15 protein-coding genes, 2 tRNA genes and 1 other annotated feature are annotated in these 16881 nt (G+C 62.5%); of the genes, 9 read left to right on the top strand and 8 right to left on the bottom strand.

Annotation, left to right across the window (positions count from 1 at the left end; all coding sequences use genetic code 11):
• Nucleotides 1-49: 49 nt before the first annotated feature.
• Complete coding sequence (locus OKC41_RS08325; protein ID WP_039039348.1) at nucleotides 50-1171, top strand: beta-ketoacyl-ACP synthase III; 1122 nt, start codon at nucleotides 50-52, stop codon at nucleotides 1169-1171.
• 72 nt (nucleotides 1172-1243) lie between these two features.
• Here the strand turns inward: OKC41_RS08325 and tsaA are convergent, their stop codons facing one another.
• Nucleotides 1244-1948: a tRNA (N6-threonylcarbamoyladenosine(37)-N6)-methyltransferase TrmO gene (gene tsaA / locus OKC41_RS08320; protein ID WP_270671876.1), complete on the bottom strand. Its 705-nt coding sequence runs from the start codon at nucleotides 1946-1948 to the stop codon at nucleotides 1244-1246.
• Between the two features lie 316 nt (nucleotides 1949-2264).
• On the opposite strand from tsaA, the gene OKC41_RS08315 reads away from it, so the two are divergent.
• Nucleotides 2265-3260, top strand: coding sequence for an NAD-dependent epimerase/dehydratase family protein (locus tag OKC41_RS08315; protein WP_270671875.1), 996 nt, complete (start codon nucleotides 2265-2267; stop codon nucleotides 3258-3260).
• A 71-nt stretch (nucleotides 3261-3331) separates the two neighbouring features.
• Here the strand turns inward: OKC41_RS08315 and OKC41_RS08310 are convergent, their stop codons facing one another.
• The 4 genes from OKC41_RS08310 to cydD form a co-directional block, all read right to left on the bottom strand.
• Complete coding sequence (locus tag OKC41_RS08310; RefSeq protein WP_039039351.1) at nucleotides 3332-3718, bottom strand: DUF488 domain-containing protein; 387 nt, start codon at nucleotides 3716-3718, stop codon at nucleotides 3332-3334.
• An 8-nt stretch (nucleotides 3719-3726) separates the two neighbouring features.
• Nucleotides 3727-4098 carry an Rcs stress response system protein RcsF gene (gene rcsF, locus OKC41_RS08305; protein ID WP_010673578.1) on the bottom strand — a complete coding sequence of 124 codons (372 nt, stop codon included), beginning with the start codon at nucleotides 4096-4098 and terminating at the stop codon, nucleotides 3727-3729.
• A 108-nt stretch (nucleotides 4099-4206) separates the two neighbouring features.
• Nucleotides 4207-5952, bottom strand: coding sequence for a cysteine/glutathione ABC transporter ATP-binding protein/permease CydC (gene cydC / locus OKC41_RS08300; RefSeq protein WP_160837424.1), 1746 nt, complete (start codon nucleotides 5950-5952; stop codon nucleotides 4207-4209).
• The gene (cydD, locus tag OKC41_RS08295; RefSeq protein WP_139700937.1) at nucleotides 5945-7720 is read right to left on the bottom strand and encodes a cysteine/glutathione ABC transporter permease/ATP-binding protein CydD; all 1776 of its coding nucleotides are present in this window, start codon (nucleotides 7718-7720) and stop codon (nucleotides 5945-5947) included. Before cydD ends, cydC begins: the two co-directional genes overlap by 8 nt.
• A gap of 201 nt (nucleotides 7721-7921) precedes the next feature.
• On the opposite strand from cydD, the gene OKC41_RS08290 reads away from it, so the two are divergent.
• Nucleotides 7922-7995 (top strand) — tRNA-Gly (locus OKC41_RS08290).
• A gap of 94 nt (nucleotides 7996-8089) precedes the next feature.
• Nucleotides 8090-8164: transfer RNA gene (locus OKC41_RS08285), tRNA-Gly, on the top strand.
• A 136-nt stretch (nucleotides 8165-8300) separates the two neighbouring features.
• Here OKC41_RS08285 and arcA read toward each other — a convergent pair.
• Nucleotides 8301-9020 carry a two-component system response regulator ArcA gene (gene arcA / locus OKC41_RS08280; RefSeq protein WP_010673581.1) on the bottom strand — a complete coding sequence of 240 codons (720 nt, stop codon included), beginning with the start codon at nucleotides 9018-9020 and terminating at the stop codon, nucleotides 8301-8303.
• A 385-nt stretch (nucleotides 9021-9405) separates the two neighbouring features.
• Between arcA and OKC41_RS08275 the strand changes: the two genes are divergently transcribed.
• Together OKC41_RS08275 and OKC41_RS08270 are read left to right on the top strand one after the other, a co-directional pair.
• A complete protein-coding gene (locus OKC41_RS08275; protein WP_201893465.1) occupies nucleotides 9406-9804 on the top strand; it encodes a DUF3293 domain-containing protein in 399 nt (132 codons plus the stop codon).
• Nucleotides 9805-9911: 107 nt separating this feature from the next.
• On the top strand, nucleotides 9912-10391 hold the full coding sequence (locus tag OKC41_RS08270) for a putative 4-hydroxy-4-methyl-2-oxoglutarate aldolase (RefSeq protein WP_113977884.1): 480 nt from the start codon (nucleotides 9912-9914) through the stop codon (nucleotides 10389-10391).
• A 3-nt stretch (nucleotides 10392-10394) separates the two neighbouring features.
• Here OKC41_RS08270 and OKC41_RS08265 read toward each other — a convergent pair whose 3' ends face one another.
• Nucleotides 10395-10871 carry a hypothetical protein gene (locus OKC41_RS08265; RefSeq protein ID WP_134997490.1) on the bottom strand — a complete coding sequence of 159 codons (477 nt, stop codon included), beginning with the start codon at nucleotides 10869-10871 and terminating at the stop codon, nucleotides 10395-10397.
• Nucleotides 10872-11037: 166 nt separating this feature from the next.
• Here OKC41_RS08265 and OKC41_RS08260 point away from each other — a divergent pair, with 166 nt between their 5' ends.
• Nucleotides 11038-11427 (top strand): META domain-containing protein, encoded by a 390-nt coding sequence (locus OKC41_RS08260; RefSeq protein ID WP_039039356.1) that lies wholly within the window; start codon nucleotides 11038-11040, stop codon nucleotides 11425-11427.
• Between the two features lie 102 nt (nucleotides 11428-11529).
• On the opposite strand, the gene aceK is transcribed toward OKC41_RS08260, so the two are convergent.
• Nucleotides 11530-13257: a bifunctional isocitrate dehydrogenase kinase/phosphatase gene (gene aceK / locus OKC41_RS08255; protein WP_139700941.1), complete on the bottom strand. Its 1728-nt coding sequence runs from the start codon at nucleotides 13255-13257 to the stop codon at nucleotides 11530-11532.
• A gap of 195 nt (nucleotides 13258-13452) precedes the next feature.
• Here aceK and OKC41_RS08250 point away from each other — a divergent pair, with 195 nt between their 5' ends.
• Together OKC41_RS08250 and thrA are read left to right on the top strand one after the other, a co-directional pair.
• Nucleotides 13453-14160 (top strand): tRNA/rRNA methyltransferase, encoded by a 708-nt coding sequence (locus tag OKC41_RS08250; RefSeq protein WP_039039357.1) that lies wholly within the window; start codon nucleotides 13453-13455, stop codon nucleotides 14158-14160.
• A 72-nt stretch (nucleotides 14161-14232) separates the two neighbouring features.
• Nucleotides 14233-14363, top strand: a sequence feature (Thr leader region).
• Nucleotides 14364-14420: 57 nt separating this feature from the next.
• The gene (gene thrA / locus OKC41_RS08245; RefSeq protein WP_201893466.1) at nucleotides 14421-16880 is read left to right on the top strand and encodes a bifunctional aspartate kinase/homoserine dehydrogenase I; all 2460 of its coding nucleotides are present in this window, start codon (nucleotides 14421-14423) and stop codon (nucleotides 16878-16880) included.
• Nucleotide 16881: the final 1 nt, after the last annotated feature.

Genomic DNA, 16881 nt, shown 5'->3' with positions numbered 1-16881 from the left:
GAACCCTAAAAAACAGACAAGCCGGGATTGCACCCGGCCAGGAGCAAAGATGACCTCTATCGTAATCAGTGGCTCAGGCCTCTATACCCCTCCCTTTGCCGTCAGCAATGAAGCGCTGGTGGCGGCCTTCAACCAGTACGTGGATCTCTACAACGAGGAGAACGCCTCCGCCATCGATGCAGGGCAGCTGCCTGCCAAACAGCACTCGAGCTGCGAGTTCATCGAGAAGGCCTCTGGCATCAAGAGCCGCTATCTGGTGAGCAGCGAGGGGGTGCTTGATCCCGACATCATGCAGCCGCTCATGGCGGAGCGTCCGGACGATCAGCCCTCCATCATGGTGGAAATGGCGGTGGCGGCCGCCGAGCAGGCGCTGATCGCCGCCGGTCGTGAACCGGGGGAGATCGATCTTGTCATCGTCGCCGCCTCCAACATGCCGCGCCCCTACCCGGCGCTGGCCATCGAATTGCAGCACTATCTCGGCGCCAGCGGCCTGGCGTTCGACATGAACGTGGCCTGCTCTTCCGCCACCTTCGGGATCAAGACCGCCGCAGATATGCTGGCGGCAGGCACCGCCCGGCTGGCGCTGGTGGTCAATCCGGAGATCTGCTCGGGTCACCTCAACTTCCGTGATCGGGACAGTCACTTCATCTTCGGGGATGCCTGTACCGCCGTGCTGCTGGAGCGGGAAGCCGATTGCCAGGTGGCCAACCCCTGGCAACTGGTGGCCAGCAAGCTGGTGACCCAGTACTCCAACAACATCCGCAACAACTTCGGCTTCCTGAACCGGCTCAGCCCGCGCACCCGCTACGGCGACGACAAGCTGTTCCGCCAGCAGGGGCGCAAGGTGTTCAAGGAGGTGCTGCCCCTGGTGTGCGATCAGATAGCCTCCCAGCTGGCGGAGCAGGGATGGGCGGCCGATGGCTTGAGCCGGCTCTGGCTTCATCAGGCCAACCTCACCATGAACCAGTTCATCGGTCGCAAGTTGCTGGGCCATGACGCCAGCCAGCAGGAGGCGCCTGTCATCCTCGACCGTTACGGCAACACCAGCTCGGCGGGTTCCATCATCGCCTTCCACCTCTTCAACCAGGATCTGCCGAGCGGGGCTCGCGGGGTGCTCTGTTCCTTTGGCGCCGGTTACTCCATCGGCAGCCTGCTGCTGCAGCGGCGCTGAGCACCCTGTTTTGCCCATAAAAAAGCCACCCGGGAGGGTGGCTTTTTTTTCATGCTGCCCGAGAGGCTTTTTTCAAGCGGGTTCGATGGCCAGTACCTGACATTGCGGTTCTTTTATCTGAAATCGCACGTTCACATCGAACAATCTGACACCGTACACCTTGTCATCCGGCTTGCCCTTCTTGTAAGCAGGGCGGGGATCCTGAGCCAGCACCTCCCTCACCAGTTCACGCAGCTCCGGGTGGGCCTTGAGCCAGGGGGCGAGCTGCTGCTCGGCCTGGGCGCTCAAGCTCACCGCCAGCGGCGGGGTGGGGGCATCGGGGGCGAAACCGCCACGGGCGTGGGGCAGGCTGTCGGCATAGGGGACATAGGGCTTGATGTCGACGACAGGGGTGCCGTCGAGCAAGTCCACGGCGCCCAGCTCGAGCCAGAGCTTGCCGCGCTCACGTCCCACCCCGTGCAGTTCGACCACGGAGAGGCCGAGGGGGTTGGGGCGGAAGGTGGAGCGGGTGGCAAAGACCCCGACCCGCTCGTTGCCGCCGAGGCGCGGCGGGCGCACCGTCGGGTGCCAGCCCTGATCCATGGTCTGGTGAAACACGAAGCTGATCCAGAGATGGGAGAATTGCTCGATGCCGCGCAGCACATCGGGCTGATCATAGGGAGGAAGCAGTTCGAGGCGGGCGCGAGCCGCGCTGACCAGACCGGGCTGGCGGGGTATGGCGAACTTCTCCTTGTAGGGAGAGCGGATGATCCCTAGGGTATCGATATCGAACTTCATGGCGGATCCTGGCTGAAAACCCGGGCAATGTAGCACAGGCACGCCGAAAACGCAGGGGGAGTACCAGGACGCAGCCCCTGTGATCCCGATCCCAGACCCGGTGCCCGGGGGCTGTGTCCTGGTGCCAACTTGCGTAGGGTGGGGCGGCAAAAGGGGTGGCGGGGGAGCGGGCAAGGAGCCTGCTGCCCGCACCATGACGATATGCCTGGCGGCATCAGGGCGTGCCTGGGACGTGTGCTCACCATGCCAGGCCATGGCCGTTTCGGCTGCCCGTGGAGGGGCTGCAAGGAGAGGGCGCCATAGAGGAGAGACAGGGATGAAATTGTTGATTATCGGCGGCACCGGCTTTCTGGGTCGCCACCTGACCACGCTGGCCCTGGATTGGGGGCACGAGGTGACGCTGTTCAACCGCGGCCACCGCCAGCACCCGGATTGGCGGGAGCTGACCCAGCTTCACGGGGACAGAGACGGGGACCTGGCCCCCTTGCGGGGCGAGGGGCGGCACTGGGATCTGGTCATCGACACCTGCTGCTATCGCCCCGAACAGGCCGAAGGACTCTCTGACGCTCTGCTGGGGCGCTGTGATCGGCTCATCTTCATCTCCACCATCAGTGTCTATCGCGATTTTTCTCAACCCGGCATGGATGAGTCGGCCCCCTTGCACGAGATGGCAGGAGCGCCCACCGACTACGGCCCCCTCAAGGTGCTGTGCGAGTCGGTGTATCGCGCCCGCTGGGGAGATCGCCTGTGCACCCTGCGCCCCGGCGTGCTCTGCGGCCCCTTTGACCCGACCGCTCGTCTTGCCTGGTGGGTGAGGCGGGTGCAGCGGGGCGGGCCCTGGCTCTTGCCGGGGCTGGGGGAGGACAGGCTGCAATACCTGGATGTGCGCGACTGCGCCGAGTTCGTGCTGCGGGCTGCCGAGCAGCGACTCGCTGGGTGCTTCAACCTGATCAAGCCCGGCATCGCACTGAACGACTGGGTGGAGCGTCTTGCTGCCCGGCTGACGCCAGCGACCCCCTTGCAGCTCGAGTGGGCTCCCTGGCGTGACCTGATGGCGGCAGGGGTGGCGCCCTGGCAAAGCTATCCCACGCTGCTGCCAAACGAGCTGCCCGAGTATGCAGGGTATGGCACCATCAGCGCCGAGGTCGCCATCGTCCATGGGCTGAACTTTCGCCCCCTGGAGGAGACGGTTGACGATCTGGTGGTATGGCTTGCCAGCAACCCCCGGGGGCCGCTGCCGGGCATGACCCATGACGAGGAACAGGCCTTGCGACGACGAGTGGAGGTTTCCTTGTCATCGAATGCGTACTAGCCGACATCATAAAGAAGAGGGCACCCCGAGGTGCCCTCTTCTCATGTGGGGTGTTCATCCATGACGGGCGCTCAGCGCAGCAATGCACCCGCGTCGGCCAGCAGGGTCCTCAGCACACTGCGATGACAGCGGGACTCCTGTTCGCAGTAGCATCCCACCGAGAAATGGGTGGTGTGGGAGAGGGCGGCCAGCAGGGCCAGATCGTGCTTCGCGGCCGGGGCGGCCATCTCGGCCTTGTACTGCTTGCAGAAGGCGGTCCACCGGGCTGGGGTGTCGGCAGTCTGACCGAGTTTCATGGTCTCGGCGCTGGGGGCCAGATTGGGGAACCAGACGTCGTACCAATCCTGGCTGGCGAACGCCGCTTTGGGCACGCCGCGAGGGGGGCGACGCACGGTGCCGATGCGAAGCCCCTCATCCTCGAGGCGGGGGCTGCCGAGTCGCACGATGGCGATCGCCATGGCAGGACTTACTTCTCTTCGGCCACTTTCAGCGCCTGACCGTAGCAGATCACCTGTTTCAGGCAGCCGGGCACGTCGCTGAACTCGGCGCACTTGTCGAAGCTGACGCCGTTGCCCCCCATGTCCGCCACGCGGCGGCGGGCCAGGGTGCGGGCTTCACCGGCATTGGGCACCGCCTGGTTGGCATCGCTCTGGCAGGATTCCCCCTCGACGGTGCCGAGGTAGAGGTAGTTGAGGTCGGCGAGCTCGCTCTGCTCGTAGATCCGCACGCTCCCCGGCTTGAAGTACTCGTCGAAGTTTTCCTTGTCCAGATTGCTGTTGAAGGCGAAGTCGGCGCAACCGGAGGCAATCAGGGGCATCATCAGGATCAGGCGTTTCATATCGGCATCTTGTTGGGTGGCGAGTGGGCCATTATAGGGGGCAGTCGCCGATGGCGACCAGCCCCATTTTTAGCCATATCAATGGATTGTAGCGAGACGACTCCCGGATCAGGCGGGGGCCAGTCGCCGGTGCAGGCTGCGGTAGTGATCATCTTCCAGCAGCTCCTGGTGGGGGGCACACAGACGGATGCGACCCTCTTCCATCAGGGCTACCCTGTCCATCCGTTCCAGCCCCAGCAGGCGGTGGGAGATGAGCAGCAGGGTGCGATCCGCCCCCAGGGTCAGCAGCAGATCCATGATCTCCCGTTCGGTCTGGGTATCGAGCCCTTCGGTGGGCTCGTCCAGTAGCCAGAGCGGTGCATCGTGGAGCAGGGCGCGGGCGATGCCAATGCGTCGGCGCTCCCCGCCGGAGAGCGGACGCCCGCCATCCCCGAGCCAGGCATCCAGCCCCTGTTCTGCCTGCTCACCCTCATCGCGCAGCAGAGTCCCGAGCCCCACCTGGGTGAGCACCTCGATGAGCCGTTCGTCGCTGGCTCCGGGGGCGGCCAGGGTGAGGTTGCCACGCAGGGTATCGGCAAACAGGTGGACCCGCTGGCTCACCACGGAGCAGGAGGCGCGCAGCGCCTCTTCGCTGTAACCGGTGAGGGGCTTGCCATCGAGCAGGATCCCCCCCGATAGGGCCGTCCATTCCCGGGTCAGCAACCCCATCAGGGTGGACTTGCCACAGCCGGTCTGCCCCAGCAGCGCCAGCTTCTCCCCGGCATGCAGTTGCAGGGTGCACCCTTGCAGCACGGGGGCATCCTGGCCTGGATAGGTGAAATGCAGGTCGCTTATCTGCACGGCACCCCGGGCAGCGGGGGCTTGCTGTGCTCCCCACTCCGGCGCTTTGGCCTCTTGCAGGATCTCGTTGAGACGGCGGGCGGAGGTGAGGCTGGTGGAGAGGTGCTGGAAGGCACCGGCCAGTGGCAGCAGCGCCTCGAAGCTCGCCAGGGTAGCGAACACCATGAGTGCCGTGATGGGGTCAGGGGCACTGCCACCGACGCCGTGACCGGCCAGCCAGAGCATCAGGGTCAGAGTCCAGCCGCTCAGCAACTGCACCGAGAAGGCGGCCAGACCGCTGACGCGGGCCATGCGGGCCTGGGCCCTGATCAGGGCCTGCTCCGCCTGCTGCAATCCGGTGAGCGCCTCGGGAGCGGCGGCGAACATCTGCAGTTCGGCCTGGCCGTCCAGATAGTCCACCATGCGGGTACGCAGGTTGGACTTCTCGGCGATGAGCTGGCGGCCCGGCGCGCGCCCGGCAAAATAGAAGACCAGGGGCAAGGCCAGCATGCCAAAGAGCAGAATGGCTCCCAGCGTCAGCGCCAGGCGACCATCGAAGAAGGAGAGGAAGAAGACCAGCCCGGCGCAGCTCAGCAGCGCCGCCCCAATGGGGGTGATGAGGCGCAGATAGACGTGATCCATGGCGTCGATGTCGGCCACCAGACGGTTGAGCAGGTCAGCCTGGCGAAAACCGGCAAGGGAGCCGGGGGAGAGAGGGGAGAGCTTTTGCCAGAACCAGACCCGCAGCCGGGTCAGCACCCGGAAGGTGGCGTCGTGGCTCACGACCCGCTCGCCCCAGCGACTGGCGGTACGCACGATGGAGAAGAAACGCACGCCCCCCGCAGGGGTCATGTAGTTGAAGGTGTCTCGGGTGGCGACCGCCAGCCCGGCGACGGCGGCGGCGGAGAGGAACCAGCCGGAGAGGGAGAGCAGGCCCATGCCGGCCACCAGGGTGACCAGGGCCAGCAGCAGGCCGATGGAGAGGCTGAGCCAGTGCTGGCGATAAAGGCGCAGGAACGGCAATAGATCAGTCATCGAGAGAGTCTCCGAAACCTTGGGATTGCGACAGGAGGCGGGCGAAGGGGCCCTGGGCCTCGCCGAGTGCGGCAAAACGTCCCTGCTCCACCAGCTTGCCGTGCGCCAGCACCAGGATGTTGTCCATCTGGCTGAGCTGATCGAGGCGGTGGGTGATCATCAGCAGGGTCTGACCTTGTGCGGCCTGTTCGAGGGCGCTCATGACGGCCCGCTCAGAATGGCGATCCAGGCTGGCAGTGGGTTCATCCAGCACCATCATCTGGGTCGTCTTGAGCAGGGTGCGGGCAAGGGCGATGCGCTGGGCCTGGCCGACGGAGAGACCGCCCGCCTGATCCCCGACCCGATAGTCCAGCCCTTTCTCATTGACGAACTCCCAGGCCTGGGCGCGCTTGAGCGCGGCTTCCAGCTCGGCGTCGCTGGCGGATGGTCTGGCCAGCAGCAGGTTGTCCCGCAGGGAGCTGTGGAAGAGTTGGGGATTCTGGGAGAGCCAGCCTAGCTGCTGGCGCCACTGGCTGATGTCCAGGGTACGAAGCTCCACTCCGTTGACGCACAGGGAACCGCGATAGGGGGCAAAACCGAGCAGGGCATTGACCAGGGAGCTCTTGCCCGCGCCGCTGATGCCGACCAGGGCGGTGCGCGTGCCGGCTTCCAGCGTGAAATCGAGGGGACCGACCAGCACCTTGCCCTCGGCGCTCAGCACTTCCAGGCTGCGGGCTTCTACCTTGACGGGGCCATCCGCATGGAAGGGGAGTGTCCCGGAGGCGGGTTCGCTCACGTCGGCCTCGAGAAATTCCAGCAGTTGTTCGGCGGCGCCAATGGCCTGTGCCTTGGCGTGATAGTGGGCACCGAGTTCCCGCAGCGGCGCGTAGAACTCGGGGGCGAGGAAGAGCACGAACAGGCCGGTAAAGAGGGTGACCTTGACGCCATAGTTGCCAAAGTTGAGGTGATCGATGTAGGAGAAACCGAAGTAGACGGCCACCAGGGCCACCGCGATGGCGGCGAAGAACTCCAGCACGGCCGTGCTCAGGAAGGCGAGGCGCAGCACCTCCATGGTGCGCTCGCGAAAATCTTCCGATGCATCGCGGATGGCCTCACCTTCCGCCCGGGTGCGCATGAAAAGCTGCAGGGTGCGCAGCCCCTTCAGGCGATCGAGGAAGTGACCTGAGAGGCGTGCCAGCGACTGGAAGTTGCGGCGGTTGGCATCGGCGGCGCCCACTCCCACCAGGATCATGAAGAGGGGAATGAGGGGGGCGGTGCCGAGCAGAATGAGGCCCGCCGCCCAGTTGACCGGGAACACGGAGACCAGGATCACCAGGGGAATAAAGACGGCGATGGCCATCTGGGGCAGATAGCGGGAGAAGAAGTCCTGCATCTCTTCGATCTGCTCGAGCAGCAGGCTGGCCCAGCTACCGGCGGGGCGACGCTGGATATAGGCAGGGCCGAGCCTGGCGAGGCGGGTGAGCACCAGCTCGCGGATGGCCTGGCGCACCGCACTTCCCGCCTTGAAACTCGCCACCTCGCGGCCATAGGCCAGGGCCGCCTTGGTCAGGGTCACCAGCAACAGACTGATGAAGAGGGGGGCGGAGTGCTCCGGCGTGGAGCCTTCGATGATGAAACCGTGCAGCAGGGTCGCCAGCAACCAGGCCTGCATCACCATCAGGACGCCCTGACCCAGCCCGAAGGCGATGGAGATGCCGATCCAGCGCCGACCATGGCCCGATTGTTTGCGCAACCAGCCATAGAGATGTTTCTGTCTGTTCTTGTCCATTACCACCCTCCTCAAACGAGTGGCGCAAGACTATCGTCGCCCCCACGGCTTGGCAACCTTGCAGAACCGGGCGGATGAACATCATTGTGTGAAAAATCGGCTTCATGCTCATTAGTTGGCCGAACAGCTTGATTTATGGCAAAAAATGCGAGGTCGGTGATTGCGCTCGGCGGCAAAATGCATATAGTAGAGGCCACTGACGCGGGTGTAGTTCAATGGTAGAACGGTAGCTTCCCAAGCTGCATACGTGGGTTCGATTCCCATCACCCGCTCCACATTCCAGATAGCGGCACGCGCCGTTGTCCATATCAGCCAGATGGCTGTCTGTCGTGGGGATTCCCCATCACACCGAGTACGTTTTGATGCCTAGCGGGCATCGTATAATGGCTATTACCTCAGCCTTCCAAGCTGATGATGCGGGTTCGATTCCCGCTGCCCGCTCCAGTCTTCACACAAAAAGCCCACTCCTGCGAGTGGGCTTTTTGTTGTGCATTTTTTGAAGGGGCAAGTTGCCTGGGGCGAGCCTTGCAGACATGGAAAAGGCGCCACAGGGCGCCTTTTCAACTCGGGAGTGGGAGAATTACTCCTGCTCCAGCTCGCCGCAGAAGCGATAGCCTTCGCCATGGATGGTGGCGATGATCTCCGGGGTGTCGCCCACGCTCTCGAAGTGCTTGCGAATACGGCGGATGGTCACGTCGACGGTGCGGTCGTGGGGTTTGAGTTCGCGGCCCGTCATCTTCTTGAGCAGCTCGGCACGGGTCTGGATCTGGCCGGGGTTCTCGCAGAAATGCAGCATGGCGCGGAACTCGGAGCGGGGCAGCTTGAACATGTCGCCAGCCGGGCTGACCAGGGCGCGGCTGTTGATGTCCAAAGCCCAGCCATTGAACAGATAACGTTCTACCAGCTTCTTCTCTTCGCCACCGGCGGCCACGTTCATGGTGCGACTCAGCAGGTTGCGGGCACGGATGGTCAGTTCACGGGGATTGAACGGTTTGGTGATGTAGTCATCTGCGCCGATCTCCAGCCCCAGGATCTTGTCCACTTCGTTGTCGCGACCGGTCAGGAACATCAGGGCGATGTTGTCATCTTCACGCAGCTCGCGCGCCAGCAGCAGGCCGTTCTTGCCCGGCAGGTTGATGTCCATGATCACCAGGTTGATGGTGTGGCTGGTCAGGGCCTGGTGCATCTCGTCACCGTTGTTGGCTTCCAGCACGATGTAGCCTTCGGCTTCGAAGATGCTCTTGAGGGTGTTGCGGGTGACCAGCTCGTCTTCGACGATCAGAATATGTGGTGTTTGCATGAGTATTCCCAGATTCTTATCAGTTAATTATCGAAATTTTAACACTCTTTGGCGTTATCCGACCGGTCCTGAAAATTTATTACGTCATCCTGGGTATGAATATCAGGTCGAATCATCGCGAATTTGGTAACTATGTCGGCAAGCATCCCTGTGCCGTACATGGGCTCTCAACAAGTCTGAACAAGAGAAGCCCGGAGAGGTAGTCCATTACAAAAGTTGCTGCATTTTATCAGTTAACAGGCGCATAACAACACTCTTTGCCGTCAGATAGCAACTTTTTAACTCAGCTTTGATATAAGTCAATCCCCGAGTTCGCAGCATCATACTTGGGCTGACCCGCTTTTTCGCCCTTAATAAATGTAATGGGATGTAACATGTGGTTGACATGACTTTGTGGGAAAACTACAGAAAAGTGTGCTTCATTGCCCCCTTTGAGCCCCCCAACTGCCCAGCCTATGCCATTGTCACGGCCTGGAACCCGGCCAGCCGGTGGGTGGGGCTGCGCCGCAATGCCCGTCGCCAGCGAGCCCTTGTCCGGCAAGTGGGCGAGTGTCCCGTCATGGGAGAGGTCTGGGGGAGCGATGAGGATGAGCGCTGGCAGGAGGCGTCGCTGTTGTTGCCGCTTTCGCAGCCAGAGGCGATCCGGCTGGCCGCCCGATTTGGCCAGAATGCCCTCTATTGGGTACGTGAAGGAGAGCTCTGGCTGGTGCCCGTGTTGCTGGAAGAGCCGCCCTGTCATCTGGGGGCGCTTGCGCCCCGCTGGCGGTTCAGGCCTTCGGGCTGACATGACCCCCCGCCATCCGGACAGGGCACCCGGCCGGTGGATTGTCAGCGCCCCGACATGATGAAAGAATGAGCGGACACATTTCACTCCATGGAAGGATGATGATCATGCTGGACCTGCTGCCCGACCTTTGCGATGAACATGGCGACGCCCTTAGGATCGCTGACCCCCTGTTTCACGACTATGGCGGCAAGGCGCTGTTTTACGGCGAGGCCGTGACCCTCTCCTGCTTTGAAGACAACAGCCTGGTGCGTGATCTGGTCAATCGTCCCGGCCATGGCAAGGTGATGGTGATCGACGGGGGCGGCTCCCTGCGTCGGGCGCTGCTCGGGGATCAGCTGGCCATCAAGGCGGTGGAGCAGGGGTGGGAGGGGATCCTCATCAATGGTGCCGTGCGGGATGTGGGGACGCTGGCGACCCTGGCGCTGGGGGTCAAGGCCCTGGCCCCCTGCCCGGTCAAGACCGAAAAACGGGGCCTGGGCACGCTGGACACCGTGGTCTCTTTTGCCGGTGTGACCATAGCGCCCGGCGACTATGTCTACGCCGACCTCAACGGTGTGCTGGTGAGCGGCGCCAGGCTCCTCTGAACCTCAGAAGTTGAAGCCCACGCCCAGGGTGAGAAAGTGTTCCGTGCTGAAGGCACTGAGTCCGTAGTTGGCGGTCAGCGCGAGCTGGGGCGTCAGCAGCAGGCTGCTGTTGAGCTCCACCAGGGTGCTGGCCTTGCTCACCTCCAGCTGCTTGAGCTGGCTGCCGATGTTGAGTGACGGGGAGAGGCGATAGCGCACCCCTGAGCTGATGTTGAACCCGGCCTGCCCGCTTTGGGGGCCGATGGCGGGGCCGGCCTCCATGTAGAGGCTGATGTCATCCTGAAGCGGGTATTGATAGCCGGTATTGATGAGCCAAAGGTCGAAGTTGTCGCCAAGGTGGCTCTGGTTGCCGAGCAATACGCCGGAATAGCTTTTGACGTAGAGCGGGTTGTCCGATTCGGTCTGGAGAAAACTCCAGTCGGCGGCCTGAGCCGAAAAGACGAGGCTGGATGCCATTGCGATGACGAGAGACTTGACCATTCGTTTCCCCTCCCTGGGTCCGAACAGGACTACAAGCATGGCACATGCCAGCGGGGAGTAAAGGGAACCCCGATCACAATAAAAGAGTTTTGATTGACGCCGCAGTCATGGTACACAGGCCCCTCACTCCGTGTCGTTACGACACGCTCCATCACGAGGTGAACTGATGAACAACAAACTGATCCTGCTGGCCGCTCTGGCCCTGGGAGGCTGCGCCATGACTACGGGTTCCACGCTGGCACAATTGCAGGCATCGACCTGGCAACTGCAAGGGGCGAGCGGTGATACCTTCACCCTGCAGGTCGCCGGTGACAAGGTGGCGGGCAAGGGCGGCTGCAACCGCTACTTTGGCGGCATCACAGAGCAGGGTGACGGCGTGTTGACGCTGGGCGCCATGGGTTCGACGCGCATGATGTGTGCGGGGGATCTGGCCGGCAAGGAGATGAACTACCTGCAGACCCTGGAGAAGGTGGCGAGCTTCCAGATCAGCGGCAAACAGCTGGTACTCAAGGATGCCGACAAGGCCACCTTGCTGACCTTTGACGCCGTGAAATAAGCCGGAATCTCGTCAAAGGCTGTCGCAGGCGACCCCTGCGCCAGCGTGCAGAAGAATGTGAAAAGGGACGCCATGGCGTCCCTTTTTGTGCTTGATGCCGGGTCATCCCCCTCGCTGGAAGCGAAACCGCTTCTTGCGCCGGTAGGGATAGACATCCTCGAACATCCCATCCTTGATGTTGCTCTGCAGCATCTTCCAGTAGTTGGCGTCGAAGAGCTCCTTGTGCAACTGCATCATGATCTCCCGCACCTGGGGTTTTTGCAGCAGGAAGGTGGCGAACTCCTCCGGGAAGATGTCGTTGGGTGCCACCGAATACCAGGGTTCGGCGCTCCACTCGTCCTCCGGGTAGCGCGGCGGCGGGATCTGGCGGAAGTTGCACTCCGTCATGTAGCAGATCTCGTCGTAGTCATAGAAGACCACCCGGCCGTGGCGAGTCACCCCGAAGTTCTTGAACAGCATGTCGCCTGGGAAGATGTTGGCCGCCGCGAGCTGGCGGATGGCGTTGCCGTACTCCTCCAGGGCGAGGCGGGTCTGCTGTTCGTCCGCCTGATCCAGATAGAGGTTCAGGGGGATCATCTTGCGCTCGGTGTAGAGGTGTTTGATCACCAGCTTGTCGGCGGTGAGGGTAAGCGCAGAAGGCGCCACCGCCTTGAGCTCGGTCAACAGCTCCGGCGAGATGCGATCGAGGGGAAATTCGAAGTTGGTGAACTCCTGGGTATCTGCCATGCGGCCCACTCTATCGTGCTGTTTTACCAGCCGGTATTTCTCCTTCACCTGCTCGTGGCTCACCTCCTTGGGCGGGGTGAACTCGTCTTTTATCACCTTGAACACCACATCGTAGGAGGGGAGGGTGAACACGCTCATCACCATCCCCTTGATGCCGGGCGCAATGACGAACTGCTCCCGGCTCTGGGCCAGGTGCTGCTGATAGTGGCGATAGAGCTCGGTCTTGCCGTGCTTCTGGCAGCCGATGGCGTTGTAGATTTCATAGTCCGGTTTGCGGGGCATGATCTGGCGAAGGAAGGCCACAAAGAGCGCCGGCACCGGGGCATAGACCATGAAGTAGGCGCGGGCGAAGCCGAACACGATGGAGGCCAGCTCCGGCTCGAAGATGACGGTGTCCACATAGATGCTCTGACCGGTGCTGAGCAAGGGCAGGATGAAGGGATAGACTTCGCCCTTCACCCGGATGAGCCCCACCAGATAGGCTCCCTTGTTGCGATAGAACACTTCCCTGAGCAGCTCGATGGCGAAGGGCTCCTCGTGCAGGATGGCCGGGCCGCTCTCTGCCAGATGGCGGTGGATGTCCATGATGTCCCGCTGCTTGTCTTCGAAAGGGAGGGTGAAGCTGTAATCCCCGAGCAGCTGGCTCAGGGTCTGGGGCAGGTGGGAGAGATCGGTGCGATAGATACGCAGCAAGGATCCCAGGTCAGGCTTGTCGCCCCGGCTCACGAAGGGGTGGATATAAAGGTTCTCGTCGCGGATGTTGCGATGGCGGAAGATGCGGCGATAGACGGAATTGAAGAAGGACTCCGCCACCTCGAAGTTCTCGCAGCGGGGCAGGAGATCGCTGAAGGCGCCTTTCACCTGCTTGAGCAGGGCCTGGGTCGGCAGCTGCTCCCCCATCATCTGTTTGATCTGCGCCGTGGTGGCGCCGACATGGTGATCATAGAGGCGGATGCGCTCTCGACCGGCGAGCTGCACCCCCAGCCAGTCGCTGTTCTCGAAACGGCTCTTGCTGCCCTGGGTTATCTCGAGAAAGCGGCTGTAAAACGACTCAAAACGTTGCAGGATCGTCTCGGCGACCGCCTGCTCCAATGGCTGCTGCATCTCTCTCTTCCTTGTGATCTGTCGGGCCCATGGCGTCAGTGCCCTGAGGCGGCGGACTCGCGTCCAAGGCCACTATGGCAACATCCAAACATCTGTTCAAGTGGCAATATTTCGGGATAAACGGTAGATTGCGCCCCTGTTTTGCCGACGGTTCGCCGCAGTTCGCGGCGTCGGCCCCATCCTGGAGAGAACCCGATGAAACTCTATTTTGTGCTGGTGTCGCCCGCCCGTGCAGCCAACGTGGGGGCTGCTGCCCGCGCCATGAAGACCATGGGCTTCGATGCCATGCGACTGGTGGGGAGCCGGGTGCACGAAGAGGAGGAGGCGAGCTGGGTTGCCCACGGGGCGCAGGAGATCCTGACGGATGCGCAAGCCTTCGACACCCTGGAAGAGGCCCTGGCGGACATGGATCTGGTGGTCGCCACCACCGCCCGGCAGCGCGGCCGCTACCAGCACTACCTCACCCCGGCGGACATTCGCGACCAGATCCGGGCCAAGCCCTCCCTCGAGAAGGTGGCCATCGTGTTTGGCTGCGAGGAGTCCGGACTCTCCAACGAACAGCTCGCCCAGGTGGATCTCATCAGCTACCTGCCTCTCAAGGTCTCATACCCGTCCCTGAACCTGGGTCAGGCGATCATGCTGTATGCCTATGAGCTGAGTCCGCTGCTCGATGACCAGAAAGTGAGCGACGAGCAGGACGTAGCAGAAAATTTCGAGAGTGCCGGGCAGGTTCGCGTGCTGAAATCAAAAACAGCAGAATTGCTTGGTGAACTCGGAGTTTCGCAGGATGAAAAACTACATCAATGGGTGATGGACCGAGTGCCCATGCTGCCGCAGCGGGATCTCAATATGCTCCATCTGCTCTGCAAAGACCTTGCCCGCAAGTTTGGCAAGGAGGTTTAGGTTGACAGCCCCTCGCCGGGCGCGGTATTGCTAACAACCAGATTCGTTCAAGAGTGTTCGTCATGCAGCTATTCACCAACATCATCACCACCACCATTATTACCGGTACCACCACAGGTGGCACTGGGGCCGGTTGATGCGCTGACGAACAAGCACAGAAATCAGAAAAAGGCCCGTACCCACCCAGTACGGGCCTTTTTTGTTGGATTGTTTTTAGACCTATTAGCAGATCAATTTGCAGGGAATACAGGGAGATAGCGATGAGAGTGTTGAAATTTGGCGGGTCGTCACTGGCCGACGCAGAGCGTTTCTTGCGGGTTGCCGATATCGCGGTGAATACCCACGGCCAATCCCAGGTGGCCCTGGTGCTGTCGGCACCGGCCAAGGTGACCAATCACCTGGTCGCCCTGGTGGAACAGACCAGTCGCGGCATGGATGCAAGCAGTACCCTGTTCGAGATCAACGGTATCTTCTCCCGCCTGCTGGCCGGCTTGAAGGCCGCCTATCCCGCGCTGGATGACAAGGCGCTGCAGGCTCGTCTCACCGCCGAGCTGGATCAGGTCGAGCGGCTGATGCAGGGTATCCGTCTGCTGGGGCTGTGCCCGGACAACGTCCAGGCCCGCATCCTGAGCCGTGGCGAGAACCTCTCCATCGCCTTCATGCACGAGCTCTTGCGGGTGCGCGGCCTCGAGCTGGATCTCATCGTGCCCGAGCAGTTGCTGGTCACCGATGGCGGCTACCTCGAAGCCCACGTGGACATCGAAGCCTCCCGGGTGCGCTTCGCCGCCAAGGGCCTGCGCTCTGATTGTCTCTACCTGATGCCGGGCTTCACCGGTGGCAGCGACAAGGGCGAGACCGTGCTGCTGGGCCGCAACGGCTCCGACTATTCCGCCGCCGTCTTGGCCGCCTGCGTCGATGCCGAGTGCTGCGAGATCTGGACCGACGTGGAGGGCTGCTACAACTGCGACCCGCGCCTGGTACCGGATGCCTATCTGCTCAAAACCCTCTCCTATAAAGAGGCGATGGAACTCTCCTACTTCGGTGCCAAGGTGCTGCACCCGAAGACCATCGCCCCCGTGGCCCAGTTCCACATACCCTGCCTCATCAAGAACAGCTTCAACCCTCAGGGTCCGGGTACCCTCATCGGGGTCGATCAGGGGGATGACGATCTGAAGGTGAAGGCCATCTCGGATCTCTCCGGCATGTGCATGTTCAACGTCTCCGGTCCCGGCATGAAGGGCATGGTGGGCATGGCCGGTCGCATCTTCTCCGCCGTCTCCCGCGCCGGGGTCAGCATTGTGCTGATCACCCAGTCGTCCTCCGAGTACAGCGTCAGCTTCTGTATCCACAGCTACGACAGCGACAAGACCCGCAAGGTGCTGGAGCGCGAGTTCGAGCTGGAGTTCAAGAACCAGTTGCTGGACCCGCTCGAGATCATGACCGATCTGGCCATCATTTCCCTCATCGGTGACGGCATGCGCACCTCCAAGGGGATGGCGGCGCGCTTCTTTACCTCCCTGGCCCAGGCCTCCATCAACATCGTCGCCATCGCACAAGGGTCGAGCGAGCGCTCCATCTCCGCGGTCGTGCGCTCCGGCAAGGTGGCGGAAGCCATCAAGGCGTGCCACCAGAACTTCTTTGGCAGCCAGCAGTTCATCGATCTCTTCGTGGTCGGGGTGGGCGGCGTCGGTGCAGCCCTGGTGGATCAGATTGCCCGCCAGCAGTCGGTACTGGCCGAGCAGGGCACCGGTCTGCGGGTGGTCGGCATCGCCAACAGCCGCCAGATGGCGGTCAACAAGGATGGTCTGGCCCTCGCCAACTGGCGTGAACAGCTGGTGGAAGCACAAGGCAGTTTCAGCCTGGAGGCGGTGAAGAAGCTGGTGGAAGAGAGCCACCTCATCAACCCGGTGATCGTCGACTGCACCTCGAGCGAAGCCGTGGCCGTCCAGTACGCCGATTTCCTCGGGGCCGGCTTCCACGTGGTCACCCCGAACAAGAAGGCCAACACCGGGTCGCTCGATTACTACAAGGCGCTGCGCCGCACCGCCCGCCAGACCCGTCGCAAGTTCCTGTACGAGACCAACGTGGGCGCAGGCCTGCCGGTCATCGAGAACCTGCAAAACCTCATCAAGGCCGGTGACAAGCTGCGCGCCTTCGACGGCATCCTGTCCGGGTCACTCTCCTTCATCTTCGGCAAGCTGGACGAGGGGATGGCCTTCTCCGACGCCACCAAGATTGCCCGCGGCAACGGCTTCACCGAGCCGGATCCCCGCGATGACCTGAACGGCATGGACGTGGCTCGCAAGCTCCTGATCCTGGCCCGCGAGGCCGGCATGGCGCTGGAGCTCTCCGATGTGGAGGTGGAGCAGGCACTGCCGCCGGGCTTTGACGTGAGCGGCGACGTGGAAGCCTTCATGGCCCGCCTGCCCGAGGCCGACGGCTGGTTCCGCGACCAGTTCGCGGCGGCCCAGCGTGAAGGCAAGGTGCTGCGTTACGTCGGCTCCATCGAGGGTGGCAAGTGCAAGGTGGCCATCAAGGCGGTGGGTGGCGACGAGCCCCTGTTCAAGGTAAAAGACGGGGAGAACGCGCTCGCCTTCTTCTCCACCTATTACCAGCCCATCCCCCTGGTACTGCGCGGCTATGGCGCAGGGACCGAAGTGACCGCCGCCGGTGTCTTCGCCGACGTGCTGCGCACCCAGAACTGGAAGCAGGAGCTGTAAC

Origin of the sequence: Aeromonas sp. QDB17, assembly GCF_027705305.1 — a bacterium.
Classification (GTDB): domain Bacteria; phylum Pseudomonadota; class Gammaproteobacteria; order Enterobacterales; family Aeromonadaceae; genus Aeromonas; species Aeromonas caviae.
The sequence above is the reverse complement of the archived record's forward strand: the minus strand, read 5'-3'. Positions and strand labels throughout refer to the sequence as shown.